At 46.6% G+C, this 15,396-nt stretch carries 16 protein-coding genes; 10 read left to right on the top strand and 6 right to left on the bottom strand.

The genetic code is table 11. From position 1 onward, the window contains the following. Nucleotides 1-9: 9 nt before the first annotated feature. From yfmE to AC4CV5_RS16300, 4 genes are all read right to left on the bottom strand, one after another. A complete protein-coding gene (gene yfmE, locus AC4CV5_RS16315; RefSeq protein WP_373924076.1) occupies nucleotides 10-1,011 on the bottom strand; it encodes a Fe(3+)-citrate ABC transporter permease YfmE in 1,002 nt (333 codons plus the stop codon). Continuing rightward, a complete protein-coding gene (gene fecD / locus AC4CV5_RS16310; protein ID WP_003223017.1) occupies nucleotides 1,008-2,009 on the bottom strand; it encodes a Fe(3+) dicitrate ABC transporter permease FecD in 1,002 nt (333 codons plus the stop codon). Before fecD ends, yfmE begins: the two co-directional genes overlap by 4 nt. Before the next feature lie 72 nt (nucleotides 2,010-2,081). Beyond that, complete coding sequence (gene yfmC, locus AC4CV5_RS16305) at nucleotides 2,082-3,029, bottom strand: Fe(3+)-citrate ABC transporter substrate-binding protein YfmC (protein WP_373924078.1); 948 nt, start codon at nucleotides 3,027-3,029, stop codon at nucleotides 2,082-2,084. Nucleotides 3,030-3,138: 109 nt separating this feature from the next. Then, entirely contained in the window at nucleotides 3,139-3,507 is a 369-nt protein-coding gene (locus AC4CV5_RS16300; protein WP_166853931.1) for a YfmB family protein, read from the bottom strand. A 242-nt stretch (nucleotides 3,508-3,749) separates the two neighbouring features. Between AC4CV5_RS16300 and AC4CV5_RS16295 the strand changes: the two genes are divergently transcribed. From AC4CV5_RS16295 to nosA, 9 genes are all read left to right on the top strand, one after another. Next, a complete protein-coding gene (locus tag AC4CV5_RS16295) occupies nucleotides 3,750-4,097 on the top strand; it encodes a YflT domain-containing protein (protein WP_003223026.1) in 348 nt (115 codons plus the stop codon). A gap of 193 nt (nucleotides 4,098-4,290) precedes the next feature. Beyond that, complete coding sequence (locus AC4CV5_RS16290; RefSeq protein WP_166853930.1) at nucleotides 4,291-5,553, top strand: pectate lyase; 1,263 nt, start codon at nucleotides 4,291-4,293, stop codon at nucleotides 5,551-5,553. Between the two features lie 127 nt (nucleotides 5,554-5,680). After that, a complete protein-coding gene (locus tag AC4CV5_RS16285) occupies nucleotides 5,681-7,117 on the top strand; it encodes an anion permease (RefSeq protein WP_014113016.1) in 1,437 nt (478 codons plus the stop codon). Between the two features lie 183 nt (nucleotides 7,118-7,300). Continuing rightward, entirely contained in the window at nucleotides 7,301-8,887 is a 1,587-nt protein-coding gene (gene yflR / locus AC4CV5_RS16280) for a two-component sensor histidine kinase CitS (protein ID WP_166853929.1), read from the top strand. 13 nt (nucleotides 8,888-8,900) lie between these two features. Continuing rightward, on the top strand, nucleotides 8,901-9,581 hold the full coding sequence (citT, locus tag AC4CV5_RS16275; RefSeq protein WP_326222822.1) for a two-component response regulator CitT: 681 nt from the start codon (nucleotides 8,901-8,903) through the stop codon (nucleotides 9,579-9,581). Between the two features lie 2 nt (nucleotides 9,582-9,583). After that, nucleotides 9,584-10,543: a tripartite tricarboxylate transporter substrate binding protein gene (locus AC4CV5_RS16270; protein ID WP_166853927.1), complete on the top strand. Its 960-nt coding sequence runs from the start codon at nucleotides 9,584-9,586 to the stop codon at nucleotides 10,541-10,543. 192 nt (nucleotides 10,544-10,735) lie between these two features. Next, nucleotides 10,736-12,037 carry an Mg(2+)/citrate complex secondary transporter CitM gene (gene citM, locus AC4CV5_RS16265; protein WP_490923271.1) on the top strand — a complete coding sequence of 434 codons (1,302 nt, stop codon included), beginning with the start codon at nucleotides 10,736-10,738 and terminating at the stop codon, nucleotides 12,035-12,037. A 55-nt stretch (nucleotides 12,038-12,092) separates the two neighbouring features. Continuing rightward, nucleotides 12,093-12,887, top strand: a complete 795-nt coding sequence (locus tag AC4CV5_RS16260; RefSeq protein ID WP_373924083.1) for an MBL fold metallo-hydrolase — start codon at nucleotides 12,093-12,095, stop codon at nucleotides 12,885-12,887. A 119-nt stretch (nucleotides 12,888-13,006) separates the two neighbouring features. Beyond that, nucleotides 13,007-14,098 (top strand): nitric oxide synthase, encoded by a 1,092-nt coding sequence (gene nosA, locus AC4CV5_RS16255; protein ID WP_166853924.1) that lies wholly within the window; start codon nucleotides 13,007-13,009, stop codon nucleotides 14,096-14,098. On the opposite strand, the gene AC4CV5_RS16250 is transcribed toward nosA, so the two are convergent. Continuing rightward, nucleotides 14,089-14,364, bottom strand: a complete 276-nt coding sequence (locus tag AC4CV5_RS16250; RefSeq protein ID WP_373924085.1) for an acylphosphatase — start codon at nucleotides 14,362-14,364, stop codon at nucleotides 14,089-14,091. The genes nosA and AC4CV5_RS16250 overlap by 10 nt on opposite strands. A gap of 66 nt (nucleotides 14,365-14,430) precedes the next feature. Here AC4CV5_RS16250 and AC4CV5_RS16245 point away from each other — a divergent pair, with 66 nt between their 5' ends. After that, the gene (locus AC4CV5_RS16245) at nucleotides 14,431-15,096 is read left to right on the top strand and encodes an MOSC domain-containing protein (RefSeq protein WP_490923268.1); all 666 of its coding nucleotides are present in this window, start codon (nucleotides 14,431-14,433) and stop codon (nucleotides 15,094-15,096) included. A gap of 47 nt (nucleotides 15,097-15,143) precedes the next feature. Here the strand turns inward: AC4CV5_RS16245 and AC4CV5_RS16240 are convergent, their stop codons facing one another. Continuing rightward, nucleotides 15,144-15,275, bottom strand: coding sequence for a YflJ family protein (locus AC4CV5_RS16240; RefSeq protein ID WP_003223059.1), 132 nt, complete (start codon nucleotides 15,273-15,275; stop codon nucleotides 15,144-15,146). Between the last annotated feature and the right edge of the window lie 121 nt (nucleotides 15,276-15,396).

Below are 15,396 nucleotides of genomic sequence, written 5' to 3'. Positions count from 1 at the left end.
ATCCTCTCCCTACTGTTTCCTCGCTTCGAATTTCAATAAATATAAGAAATAAGGCGCGCCGATCACGGCTGTCAATATTCCGGCTGGTATTTCAACCGGAGGCATGATGCCGCGCCCTAACGTATCTGCAATTAATAATATAATAGCACCAATCAATGCCGATGCAGGCAGTAAATATTTAGCTTTTTCTCCGGTAAGCCGTCTGGCAATATGTGGAGCAAGCAAGCCGATAAAACCGATTGAGCCGACGACGGCTACACAGCTTCCCGCCAGTGCAACCGCGGTGAAAATCAGGATGAATCTCAGCCGGTTTGCGTTTTCGCCGAGACCCTGCGCAAGCTCATCACCGAGTGACATAAGATCCAGCTTTGGTATGAGAATGCAGACGATCGGCAAAAGAACCAAAAGCCATGGCGCAAGCAGCTTAACTTCTTCCCAGTTTCTTCCCCATAGGCTGCCTGTCAGCCAAATGAGTGCAGCATTCACGTCGCCCGGAAACTTGACCATCATATATTGCATCCCGGCATGGCAGACCGCGCCTAAGGCGATGCCTGATAAAGCCAATGAAGAGGGCTGAATGCTTTTTTTTCGGGCTATCATTAATAATAGTACAGCAATAATGGCTGCTCCGGCAAATGCAGAGAACGGAAGCACGTATACCGGCGATTCAGGGAAGATCAGAATGACAGCCATCGCCGCAAGTCCGGACCCTTTTGAAATGCCGACAACGTCCGGGGAAGCGAGCGGGTTGCGGATGACACCCTGCAAAATCGCACCGGCCGCGGCAAGCCCGGCACCGGCCAAAATCGCTAATATAATCCGTGGAAGGCGGTATTGCTGGATGATGAATTCAAAGGAGTGATCCAGTCCCAGCAAGTTCGTCACCACTGCACCCGGTGAAATGTATAATGCACCGAAGCCGATGCTGATGACGGACAGAATGATCAGAATCACGGCCAGTATGAGTATCGCCAGTAAGGGGCGTTTTTGTTTTCTGGTTGTGTTCTTCATTTCAGATTTCGCCCTTTCCTTGCCAAATATAAGAAAAATGGTGTTCCGATAATCGCGGTGACTATGCCGACCGGTGATTCATAAGGAAATGCAATCCATCTGGCCAGAACATCTGCGTACACCAGCAAAATGGCACCGAACAGCGCCGAAAACGGAAGCACGTATTGATAATGTTCTCCGATCAGCTTGCGGACAATATGCGGAACGAGCAGTCCTACAAAGCCGATCGGCCCGGCGACAGCTACGGAAGCGCCGGAAAGAATTAAAATGATAAAACTGATCAGAATCCGGATGCCGTTCATATTTTGCCCAAGCCCTTTTGCTGTTTCGTCTCCGAGACCAAGTACAGAAACAGAACCGGAAAACACGAGGGCAAGCCCGATGCCGATGACAGAAAACGGAGCGATGGTCATGACATCCTGCCAATTGCTTCCGTCAATCGCGCCTGTCATCCAGTACAGAACATCTTCTCCCGACTCATTTAAAATAATGATGGCCTGTGTCATGGAGGAGAGGAACAGATGCACCGCCATTCCCGACAATGCCAGTTTGACAGGTGTCATTCCGCCGGATGAGGCAATCATGTACACAATCGCGCCGCCTGCAGCCGCACCCGCAAAAGCGAATACAACGGAAGAATAGGGCGATGCCGGCAAAATGACGAGAGAAGCAACGACAAAAAGCGAAGCACCCGCATTCACACCGAAAATTTGAGGTGAAGCCAGAGGGTTTCTGGTCATGGCCTGCATCAGCGCCCCTGCAACGGCTAGGCTGGCTCCGACAAATACGCCGATTAATGTGCGGGGAAGGCGGAGAGTGGAGATGATGAGCTGTTCCTTTGAACCATCCCATACAAAAAGATATTTCAATGAATCTATGATTCCGATGTCTGAGGCTCCTACTGAAAGATTCAGCCCAAGCCCGAATATCAAAATGATCAGTGCGATGATGAACATCATCAGTCTTGATGATGAGCGCCGTTTGGCTGAATGATACAACAGTCTCACTTCCTTACTGCGTCTGGTTGCAAAAACGAAGAAGCAAGGATTTCCCCTCGCTTCTCATTTGTCCTACTTATTATACACTTTTTTTAGCACGTCCTTGGCGCTTGTTTCACTAGACTTGATGCCTCTGAATCTTGTCCAAGTGTCACGGTCCGCATCATAGACTTGCCCGTTTTTCACCGCTTTGAGATTTTTCCAGAGCGGGTTCTTTTTCCACTCGTCTACAATTGTCTTGCCTTCGTTGGCTGAGATGAACAAAATATCCGGATCGATTTTGCTCAATTGCTCGAGGCTGACCTCTTGATAGGCTTCATTTGACTTCACAGCGTGTGTAAAGCCGAGCATTTTAAAGATTTCTCCGTCATATGATGATGACGTATGGAGCTGGAAGGAATCTGCTCTTGCAACCCCGAGAACGATATTGCGGTTTTCATCTTTCGGAAGCTCCGCTTTTAGATCGTTGATGACTTTTTTGTGCTCGGTAAGCTTTTCTTTTCCTTCATCTTCTTTATTTAATGCTTTAGCAATGGTTGTAAAGCTGTCGATCGTTTCGTCATATGTCGCTTCCCGGCTTTTTAATTCAATCGTCGGGGCGATTTGTTTCAGCTGTTTATAAATGTTTTTATGGCGCTCAGCGTCAGCGATAATTAAATCAGGCTTCAAGGAACTGATGACCTCAAGATTTGGTTCGCTGCGTGTGCCTACAGATGTATAATCAATTGAGCTGCCGACAAGCTTTTTAATCATATCTTTTTTGTTGTCATCGGCGATGCCCACCGGCGTAATGCCGAGATTGTATACAGCATCCAAGAATGAAAGCTCAAGGACAACCACCCGTTTAGGTGTGCCGCTTACTGTCGTTTTTCCTTCTTCGTGCTGGATCACTCTAGAATCCTTTGACTTGCTTTCGCTGCTTCCGCTGTTATTCTGGCTGGATGAACAGCCGGATACAATGAAGCAGGCGATTAATAAAACACTCATGATGGCAATCAACTTGTTAGAATAGGTGCGCATGTCATTCTTCCTTTTTTCAGATTTAGTAATGAGAATCATTATCACATGTAAACACTATAATAGCATGGCTCATCATGTCAATATTTTTTTAGTAAAGAAAGCTGCAGTTTTACTGCTTTTTCATGAAAGCATCATCAGACACAAATAAATGGTATACAGCATTGCCATGTCTGCGGGATAAAAACGCATTGGCATTTGCTTTAGAGGTTTCGAGCATTTCAGCGTTGACATATGGAAGGAGAGCGCCGAGATAGCTGGACAATTTCTTTTCTATTTCTTCTGCGAGTGCGAATTCAATGTCGCCGATATTCATAATAATCGAGAAAACAAAGTCGATATCGATATGAAAATGTTCCTCAGCAAAGGCCGAAAGCTCGTGAATTCCGGGTGAACAGCCGGATCGCTGATGGAAAATCTGTTTGACTAAATCACTCACAACCCATGCATTGTATTGCTGTTCTGGTGAAAAGTATTGCATTGACATACCTCCTGCTCGTACGGATAAAGACAGCAATTCATGATCGTTTGCTCCGTGCAGCGGTTTCTCTTCGAATTTGAACTTTTCTGAAAATATTGTCGTTTCTATCACTTTACCATGGACGGAAAATAAATGGCTACTACCATTCTTCCTGTTTTTCTCTTCAATGTTCTGGAATCTGTTTCATCTATGTGCGACCGGGTATGAAAGAAATATAGTAATCATGAAGGAGGAATGTCGGAATGAAACCAGTTGTAAAAGAGTATACAAACGACGAACAGCTCATGAAGGATGTAGAAGAATTACAGCAAATGGGTGTTGCGAAAGAAGATGTATACGTCTTAGCTCACGACGATGACAGAACGGAACGGCTGGCAGACAACACGAACGCCAACACGATCGGAGCCAAAGAAACGGGTATCAAGCATGCTGTAGGAAATGTGTTTAATAAAAAAGGAGACGAGCTCCGCAATAAAATTCATGAAATCGGTTTTTCTGAGGATGAAGCCGCTCAATTCGAAAAACGCTTAGATGAAGGGAAAGTGCTTCTCTTTGTGACCGATAATGAAAAAGTGAAATCCTGGGCATAATGCAGGGATATAACCCAAAAGGCCAAATTTGGCTTTTTGGGTTTTTTTGCGGTCTTTGCGGTGTATGTTTTGCAGAATGCCGCAATCCGATAGCGGAACATTTTCGGTTCTGGATGTCTCTCAATTTGCTATCATATCTTTGTGAGAAATTGGAATATAATCTCACAAAATAGAAAATGGGGGTTCATAGTGAATGAAAAAAGTGATGTTAGCCACGGCTCTGCTTTTAGGTTTGACTCCAGCTGGCGCGAACGCGGCTGATTTAGGCCATCAGACATTAGGATCAAATGATGGCTGGGGCGCGTACTCGACCGGTACAACAGGCGGATCAAAAGCATCGTCTTCGAACGTGTATACCGTCAGCAACAGAAACCAGCTTGTCTCGGCATTAGGCAAGGACACTAACACAACGCCAAAAATCATTTATATCAAGGGGACGATTGACATGAACGTCGATGACAATCTAAAGCCGCTTGGCCTAAATGACTATAAAGATCCAGAATACGATTTGGACAAATATTTGAAAGCCTATGATCCTAGCACATGGGGCAAAAAAGAGCCTTCGGGGACACTAGAAGAGGCGAGAGCACGCTCTCAGAAAAATCAAAAAGCACGGGTCATGGTGGATATTCCTGCAAACACGACGATCGTCGGTTCAGGGACAAATGCCAAGGTCGTGGGCGGAAACTTCCAGATTAAGAGTGATAATGTCATCATCCGCAACATTGAATTCCAAGACGCTTATGATTATTTCCCGCAATGGGATCCGACTGACGGAAGCTCAGGAAACTGGAACTCACAATACGACAACATCACGATAAACGGCGGTACGCACATATGGATCGATCACTGTACATTTAATGACGGCTCACGTCCGGACAGCACATCGCCAAAGTATTTCGGCAGAAAATATCAGCACCATGACGGCCAAACCGATGCCTCTAACGGCGCTAACTATATCACGATGTCTTACAACTATTATCACGATCATGATAAAAGCTCTATTTTCGGATCAAGCGACAGCAAAACATCTGATGACGGCAAATTAAAAATTACGCTGCATCATAACCGCTATAAAAATATCGTCCAGCGCGCACCGAGAGTCCGCTTCGGGCAGGTGCACGTTTACAACAACTATTATGAAGGCAGCACAAGCTCCTCAGATTATGCCTTCAGCTATGTGTGGGGGATCGGAAAATCATCTAAAATCTACGCTCAAAACAATGTCATTGACGTGCCTGGACTGTCAGCTGCTAAAACGATCAGTGTTTTCAGCGGGGGGACTGCTTTATATGACTCAGGCACATTGCTGAATGGCACGCAGATCAGCGCATCGGCTGCAAACGGGCTGAGCTCTTCTGTCGGTTGGACACCGTCTCTTCATGGCACAATCGATGCTTCCGCGAATGTAAAATCGAATGTTATATCTCAAGCGGGTGCGGGTAAACTGAATTAAGAAATGAAAAAACACAAAGGTCTGCTCACCTTTGTGTTTTTTAATTAATTAAAATGTTTATTAACTTAGTTAAGGAGTAGAATGGGAAAGGGGATCGGAAAACAAGTATATAGGAGGAGACCTATTTATGGCTTCAGAAAAAGACGCAGGAAAACAGTCAGCAGTAAAGCTTGTTCCATTGCTGATTACTGTCGCTGTGGGACTAATCATTTGGTTTATTCCCGCTCCGTCCGGACTTGAACCTAAAGCTTGGCATTTGTTTGCGATCTTTGTCGCGACAATTATCGGCTTTATCTCCAAGCCCTTGCCAATGGGTGCAATTGCAATTTTTGCATTGGCGGTTACTGCACTAACTGGAACACTATCAATTGAGGATACATTAAGCGGATTCGGGAATAAGACCATCTGGCTTATCGTAATCGCATTCTTTATTTCCCGGGGATTTATCAAAACCGGGCTCGGTGCGAGAATTTCGTATGTATTCGTTCAGAAATTCGGGAAAAAAACCCTTGGACTTTCTTATTCACTGCTGTTCAGTGATTTAATACTTTCACCTGCCATTCCAAGTAATACGGCGCGTGCAGGAGGCATTATATTTCCTATCATCAGATCATTATCCGAAACATTCGGATCAAGCCCGGCAAATGGAACAGAGAGAAAAATCGGCGCATTCTTACTAAAAACCGGTTTTCAGGGAAATCTGATCACATCTGCTATGTTCTTAACGGCGATGGCAGCGAACCCGCTGATTGCCAAGCTGGCCCATGATGTCGCAGGGGTGGACTTAACATGGACAAGCTGGGCAATTGCCGCGATTGTACCGGGACTTGTCAGCTTAATCATTACTCCGCTTGTGATTTACAAGCTGTATCCGCCGGAAATCAAAGAAACACCGGATGCGGCGAAAATCGCAACAGAAAAACTGAAAGAAATGGGACCATTCAAAAAGTCAGAGCTTTCCATGGTTATTGTGTTTCTTTTGGTGCTTGTGCTGTGGATTTTTGGCGGCAGCTTCAACATCGACGCAACCACAACCGCATTAATCGGTTTGGCCGTTCTATTATTATCACAGGTACTGACTTGGGATGATATCAAAAAAGAACAGGGCGCTTGGGATACGCTCACTTGGTTTGCGGCGCTTGTCATGCTGGCCAACTTCCTGAATGAGTTAGGCATGGTGTCTTGGTTCAGTAATGCCATGAAATCTTCCGTATCAGGATTCTCTTGGATTGTGGCATTCTTAATCTTAATCGTTGTGTATTTCTATTCACACTACTTCTTTGCGAGCGCGACAGCTCACATCAGCGCGATGTATTCAGCATTTTTGGCGGTGATCGTGGCAGCGGGCGCACCGCCGCTTTTAGCAGCACTGAGCCTCGCGTTCTTCAGCAACCTGTTTGGGTCAACGACTCACTACGGTGCTGGAGCGGCTCCAGTCTTCTTCGGAGCAGGCTACGTTCCGCAAAGCAAATGGTGGTCCATCGGATTTATCCTGTCGATCGTCCATATTGTCGTATGGCTTGTGATCGGTGGATTATGGTGGAAAGTACTAGGAATATGGTAGAAAGAAAAAGGCAGACGCGGTCTGCCTTTTTTATTTTAAAGCAAGTCCCTTAACTTCATTCAGCCAAACTGCAAAACATATTTCCTCCTATTGTTCACCCTTCAAAAGAAAATGGATTTTTGAAAAATGAGAAAATTCCCTATGAAAAATGGTATGATCTAGGTAGAAAGGACGGCTGGTGCTGTGGTGAAAAAGCGGTTCCATTTTTCCCTGCAAACAAAAATAATGGGGCTGATTGCGGCTCTGCTGGTTTTTGTCATTGGTGTGCTGACCATTACGTTAGCCGTTCAGCATACACAGGAACAACGGAGACAGGCAGAGCAGCTGGCGGTTCAGACGGCAAGAACCATTTCCTATATGCCGCCGGCTAAAGAGCTCATTGAGAAAAAAGATGGACATGAGGATGAGACGCAAGAGGTCATTGAACAAATGAAAGAACAGACTGGCGCGTATGCCATTTATGTGTTGGACGAAAAAGGAGACATTCGGAGCGCTTCTGAAAAAAGCGGCCAAAAGAAACTGGATCGCAGCAGAGAAATTTTGTTTGGCGGCTCGCATGTTTCTGAAACAATTGCCGATGGACGAAGAGTGATCAGGGGGAGCGCGCCGATTATAAAAGAGCAGAAGGAATACAGCCAAGTGATCGGCAGCGTGTCTGTTGATTTTCTGCAAACGGAGACAGAGCAAAGCATCAAAACGCATCTGAGAAACTTGAGTGTGATCGCTGTACTTGTGCTGCTGCTCGGATTTGCTGGTGCCGCCGCACTGGCGAAAAGCATCAGGAAGGATACGCTTGGCCTTGAGCCGCATGAGATCGCGGCTCTTTATCGTGAGAGGAATGCAATGCTTTTCGCGATTCGAGAAGGAATCATTGCCACCAATCGTGAAGGCGTCGTCACTATGATGAATGTATCGGCTGCCGAGATGCTAAAGCTTCCCGAGCCTGTGGTCAATCTTCCTATTGATGACGTTATGCCGGGAGCCGGGCTGAAGAGTGTGCTTGAGCAAGGAGAAACGGCGCCGAACCAAGAGGTAAGTGTCAACGGTCAAGTTTTTATTATCAATACAAAAGTGATGACTCAAGGCGGGCTGGCGTATGGGATTGTCGTCAGTTTCCGGGAGAAAACGGAGCTGAAAAAGCTGATCGATAAACTGACAGAGGTTCGCAAATATTCAGAGGATCTCAGGGCGCAGACTCATGAATTTTCAAATAAGCTTTACGCGATCTTAGGGCTGCTTGAACTTGGTGAGTATGATGAAGCCATTGATTTAATTAAAGAGGAATACGCGATACAAAATGAACAGCATGATATTTTATTCCATAACATCCATTCGCAGCAGGTGCAGGCCATTTTGTTAGGGAAAATAAGCAAAGCATCGGAAAAGAAGGTCAAGCTGTCTATTGATGAGAACAGCTCGCTCGCGCCTCTTCCTGCACATATCGGCTTGTCTCATCTCATTACGGTTATCGGCAACTTAATTGATAACGCTTTCGAAGCTGTAGCGGATCAAAGCGTGAGGGAAGTATTGTTTTTCATCACGGATATGGGCCGTGACATTGTCATCGAAGTATCAGACACAGGGCCCGGTGTGCCGCCCGATAAGACGGAAGCTGTGTTTGAAAGAGGCTATTCTTCAAAGGGGATGAAGAGAGGCTACGGTCTGGCCAATGTGAAAGACTCAGTGCGTGAACTGGGCGGCTGGATCGAACTGGCGAATCAAAAAACTGGCGGTGCGGTATTCACTGTGTTTATACCGAAGGAGAAATAAAGGGGGAATCCATTTGATTCACATCGCGATTGCGGAGGATGATTTTCGGGTTGCGCAAATCCATGAGAGATTGATCGAACAGCTTGATGGATTCAAAATTATCGGTAAGGCGGCAAATGCCAAAGAAACAATGGCGCTTTTAGAGAAACAAAAGGCTGATTTGCTTTTGCTGGATATTTATATGCCGGATGAGCTTGGGACCACATTGATTCCTGAGATACGAAGCCGATTTCCTAAAGTGGATATTATGATCATCACAGCGGCAACAGAAACCCGTCATTTGCAGGAAGCGCTCAGGGCAGGGATTGCCCACTATTTGATCAAACCCGTAACGGCTGACAAGTTCAGGCAGGTGCTGCTTCAGTATAAAGAAAAAAGGAAGCTGCTTTTGTCTCAGCCGGAGGTCAGCCAATCCATGATTGATCATATTTTCGGGAACGGTGTGAAGTCATCTTTGCCGGCAGAGGATTTGCCGACAGGCATTAATTCGATTACACTGCGAAAAATTAAGGAAGCGCTTCGAACTGCATCAGAAGGATTGACAGCGGAAGAACTTGGAGAAAAAATGGGGGCGTCACGAACGACGGCCCGCCGCTATGCCGAGTACCTTGTGGCAAAGGAAGAAGCAAGAGCAGAGCTTGAATACGGGATTATCGGCAGGCCGGAGAGAAAATATTATTTGGCGGCGGACTAGATATGAAAAAATCTATCATCCTATTGATTTCTTTATTGATCTTTATGCAGGGGGATATCAGGCAGGCGGCTGCGCCGCGCCTGCCTGACGGGCCGATTGAAATTGTCGTCCCTGCTGAACCTTCTGGCGGCTGGGATGTCACAGCGCAGGCGATCCAAGCCGTTTTGAGGCAGAAGCAGATTGTGAAGGGTGATGTACATATCGTCTATAAACCCGGCGGCGGGGGAGAGAAAGGCTGGAAATATGTCAACGAAAGCAGCAAACAGACCATTAGCATGACGTCCAGCTTAATACTGAGCAATGATCTTCTCGGGCAAAGCAAATTACAAACAGACGATTTTACTCCGCTCGCCATTCTCTCCAAGGAATGGCAGACTGTTGCATTGCCAAAAGAATCTGCGTTAACTAACGGCAAGGATTTGCTGAATGAGATTAAGATGCATCCTGGAAAGGTGAAAATCGGCTTTGCCCCTGGGCTTGGCAACGATGATCAGCTCTCGTTCGTCAGAGCGGCCGACATGTACGGCATTGACCCTTTTGACATCCAATTTCTGCAGTATGACAGCAGTGAGCAGCTCATTCAGGCGTTGATCAGACATGAGATAGAAGCGGCCTCCATGACACTTTCTGAAGCGAAACCCTATGAGCGGCGCGGCGATATCACGTTAGCTGCTGTAACGTCTGATAAAAGACTTCCCGGTTTTCCCGATGTACCAACGTGGAAGGAGCAGGAGATCCCGTTTGTCTTTTCTCATTGGAGAGGGGTTTTGGGCCCGAAAAACATGTCTGAGGAAGAGATTTCTTACTGGGATCAAGCGCTAAAGAAGGTCACATCCTCGCCTGAGTGGAAGCGGAAAATAAATGAACAGGACTGGGAAAGCTTTTATTTGAACAGCAGGGAAACGAAACGGTTTCTTGACCAGCAATCCGCTTTTTATCAAAGCATTATGACAGGAAATTAAGATCCCGGCATTCCGGGATCTTTTTGATATAACCAGAAATGATCAAAAAGAACAAAACGGTTTTAAAAAATTAAAAATACAAAAAAACCAAATTATTTACTTGCGATTGGTTTTCCCATACGATGGCAAAAAGGCAAGAAGGGGAGTAAGGGACAAAAAAATGTAAGCGGATTCATTTAAGGGGGAATGGACGTGTTAGCAATTTTAGGCTTTCTCATGATGCTCGTGTTTATGGCATTGATCATGACAAAACGGCTTTCTGTTTTGACAGCATTAGTTCTGACGCCGATTGTGTTTGCGCTAATTGCTGGATTTGGATTTACTGAAGTCGGGGACATGATGATTTCGGGAATTCAACAAGTAGCGCCGACTGCCGTCATGATAATGTTTGCGATCTTATATTTTGGGATTATGATTGATACAGGGCTGTTCGATCCGATGGTTGGCAAAATCTTAAGCATGGTCAAAGGCGACCCATTAAAAATTGTTGTCGGGACAGCGGTTCTTACGATGCTTGTCGCCTTGGACGGAGATGGCTCGACCACGTATATGATTACGACAAGCGCAATGCTACCGCTCTATTTGCTGCTAGGCATCCGGCCGATTATCCTGGCGGGAATCGCAGGAGTCGGCATGGGAATCATGAACACAATTCCGTGGGGTGGCGCTACGCCGCGGGCGGCGAGCGCGCTTGGGGTTGATCCGGCTGAGCTTACCGGGCCGATGATTCCTGTCATCGCAAGCGGGATGCTTTGTATGGTTGCTGTTGCGTATGTGCTTGGAAAAGCGGAACGGAAGCGCCTTGGGGTGATTGAACTGAAACAGCCGGCCAATGCCAATGAACCTGCGGCTGCGGTTGAAGATGAGTGGAAACGGCCGAAGCTTTGGTGGTTCAATTTATTGTTAACGCTTTCTCTGATAGGATGTTTAGTATCGGGTAAAGTCAGTTTAACCGTACTGTTTGTCATTGCGTTCTGTATTGTACTGATTGTGAACTATCCAAACCTTGAGCATCAGAGACAGCGTATATCGGCGCATTCCAGCAACGTGCTGGCCATCGGCTCCATGATTTTTGCTGCGGGGGTTTTTACGGGGATTTTGACAGGCACTAAAATGGTTGATGAAATGGCGATTTCGCTTGTGTCGATGATTCCTGAACAAATGGGCGGATTGATCCCGGCGATCGTGGCTTTAACAAGCGGCATTTTCACATTCCTGATGCCGAATGACGCGTATTTCTACGGGGTGCTGCCGATTTTATCAGAAACGGCTGTCGCATATGGTGTGGATAAAGTTGAAATTGCCAGAGCATCTATTATCGGCCAGCCGATTCATATGCTGAGCCCGCTTGTGCCATCCACTCATTTGCTTGTCGGACTTGTCGGGGTTTCTATTGACGACCATCAAAAATTCGCATTGAAATGGGCGGTTCTCGCAGTGATTGTCATGACGGCTATTGCTCTATTGATCGGTGCGATCTCAATTTCCGTATGATAATTCAGGCGTAATGACACACACTAACGGCATACAACATACCGGAGGTGTCATCATGAGTGATCCTTATATGCCGATGACTTCAGTCAGAAGCGGAACGGGGTTCGAGGCGGCAAAAGGGGTGCGCGGCTTGACCGTGCAAATAGTGAATGTCTATTTGATTCAGCTGCCTTCTGAACCTCGCTCATTTGTTTTAGTTGATGCTGGCATGCCTCAATCAGCAGACATGATAGTAAATGAAGCAAAACAAAGATTCGGCGATGATTTTCAGCTCAAAGCAATTATCCTCACACACGGGCACTTTGATCATATCGGTGCGATAGAAGAGATCCTTGAGCATTGGGATGTTCCTGTTTATGTTCATTCTCGGGAAATGCCTTATGTAACAGGTAAAGAGGATTATCCTCCGGCTCGTCCTGACAGCAAGAGTGGGCTGGTCGCCAAACTGTCGCCGCTGTTCCCGCGGCACTCTATCGATATTTCCTCACATGTGCAGGTACTGCCAGAAGACGGCTCTGTACCGTTTCTTGACGAGTGGATTTGGATTGCGACTCCCGGACACACACCTGGCCATATCTCGTTATTCCGAGAGGACGGGCGCGTGCTTGTGGCGGGTGATGCAGTCATTACAGTGGAACAGGAGAAAATGGCTGAGGTCTTGATTCAAAAACAGGAGCTTCATGGGCCGCCGGCTTATTTTACGCCTGACACAGCGACTGCTGCCGAATCTATTCAGAAGCTTGCCGGCCTTGAACCGGAAGCACTGCTGACGGGGCATGGAATACCGATGACGGGCAAAAACTTTCGCAGTGACTTAATTGAATTGGCAAATCGTTTATCGTCTTTTTAACACCCGGATACGCGGGTGTTTTTTTATTGTTTTCCAAGAAGATACAGAAAAATCATTTGTCTTCCGGCTTAAAAACGATACAATGAAAAGCATGAATGCGATTTGAAGGGGAGAGTTTGTTGGAAGAAAAAGAAATACTTTGGAACGAAGCGAAAGCGTTTATTGCCGCTTGCTATCAGGAATTGGGAAAGGAGGAGGAAGTGAAAGACCGTCTCGATAGCATTAAAAGTGAAATTGGCCGGACCGGAAGCTATGTCCATACGAAGGAAGAAATCGAGCACGGAGCGAAAATGGCTTGGAGAAACAGCAACCGCTGCATCGGCAGATTGTTTTGGAATTCGCTGAATGTCATCGACAGACGTGACGTCCGGACGAAGGAGGATGTTCGGGACGCCCTCTTTCATCACATTGAAACCGCCACGAATAATGGGAAAGTCAGGCCGAGCATTACAATTTTCCCTCCGGAAGAGAAGGGTGAAAAGCAAGTCGAAATCTGGAATCATCAGCTGATCCGGTACGCTGGATATGAATCAGACGGAGAAAGAATCGGTGACCCCGCTTCCCGTTCTCTGACAGCAGCCTGCGAAAAGCTCGGCTGGCGCGGAGAGCGAACGGATTTTGACCTGCTGCCGCTCATTTTTCGCATGAAAGGCGACGAACAGCCGGTCTGGTATGAGCTGCCGCGTTCACTTGTGATCGAGGTTCCAATCACACATCCTGAAATCGAAGCGTTTTCTGATCTTGAGCTGAAATGGTACGGCGTGCCGATTATTTCTGATATGAAGCTTGAGGTCGGGGGCATTCATTATAATGCCGCGCCGTTTAATGGCTGGTATATGGGTACGGAGATCGGAGCAAGAAATCTGGCAGATGAAAAGCGGTACGACAAGCTCAAAAAAGTGGCATCCGTTATCGGCATTTCTACTGATTACAATACGGATTTATGGAAGGATCAAGCGCTTGTTGAATTGAATAAAGCTGTGCTGCACTCGTATAAAAAGCAAGGTGTCAGCATTGTTGACCATCATACGGCCGCAAGCCAGTTTAAACGGTTTGAAGAACAGGAGGAAGAAGCGGGCAGAAAGCTGACGGGGGACTGGACGTGGCTGATTCCGCCGATTTCACCCGCTGCCACTCATATCTTCCACCGTTCCTATGACAACTCAATCGTTAAGCCGAATTACTTTTATCAGGATAAACCTTACGAGTAAACAACGGAAAATCGGTGATGTCCTTCAAGGCTGCGGGATTCTGTGACAGAGACGTCAGCAACTATTGAGAAAGGGCTGCCTTTCTTTACAGCCTCAAGAAATGATTGTAAGGCGTTTTCCGGGCCTTCTGCCAAAATCTCGACACGGCCGTCATCACGGTTTTTAACCCAGCCGGCCAGTTTTCGCTTATCGGCTTCCATTTGAACAAAATAGCGAAATCCCACACCTTGAACCCGGCCGTTTACAACGATTCGGTACTGAAGCATGTAAAAACCACCTTTTCTTTTTATGATAATCAATCATTTTACAACCTGTAAAGGGGATGTGTTCGTATGAAAGCAGCGCACTATTCAGTTCTTTCTCTTAATCTCGGAAAGCCGCAGACGCTTGAATATGACGGAAAGAAAATCGAAACCGGCATCATGAAGCGGCCCGCCGATTCCGCTGTTATGCTGTATCGGGAAAACTTTGAAGGAGACGGGCAGGCGGATCTCGTCCATCATGGAGGACTTGATAAGGCTGTCTGTGTCTACCCGGCGGAGCATTATCCGTTTTGGGAAGAGTTTCTCTCAAGACCGCTGCCAAGCGCCGCATTTGGTGAAAATCTGACGGTCACGGGCCTGACCGAGGAGAGCGTTTGCATCGGGGATGTGTTCAAGCTTGATGAAGCTGTTGTTCAGGTCAGCCAGCCGCGCCAGCCGTGTGTAAAGCTGGCGAAAAAGTTTGGCATAAAGGAAATGGTGCTGAAGGTTCAGCAAACCGGCTATACCGGTTTTTATTTTCGCGTGCTGGAAGAGGGCAGGGTGGCTCCCGGCGCCAAACTGGAATTGCTGTCCAGAGGCGAGAAAGACATATCAGTCCAATTCGCAAACCAAATCAACTACCATGATGCAAAAAATCTCGCCGCCATTGAACGGATTTTAAGTGAAGACGCACTGTCGGAAAGCTGGAGAGCGTCCTTTATGAAAAAAAAGGACAGGCTGCTGCCGGTTGAATAGAAAAAAAGCCGCGCATATCAACGTGCGCGGCTTTATCATTCTTCTGATCATTTTTTCTTTGTTTCAAGCAGGTTGGCAAGAAAATAGGTCTTATAGCTTTGAAGCTTTCTTCCTTCATGGTGCGTGATCCCCTGCTTTTTTAATTCTGCCACATACCAGCCTTTACTGCCGTAATGCATGTCAGAAAACTCCTTTCCCTATCTCTCCCAATGGAGAGGATTTTACCAAACGATTGGCATTGTAACATCCATGGAATGATGCTGAAAAGAGATGCGGGAAAAACTGAGCCTTTCGCACTAG

Source organism: Bacillus sp. NS1, from assembly GCF_058248265.1.
This window is presented reverse-complemented; position numbering and strand designations above follow the sequence as displayed.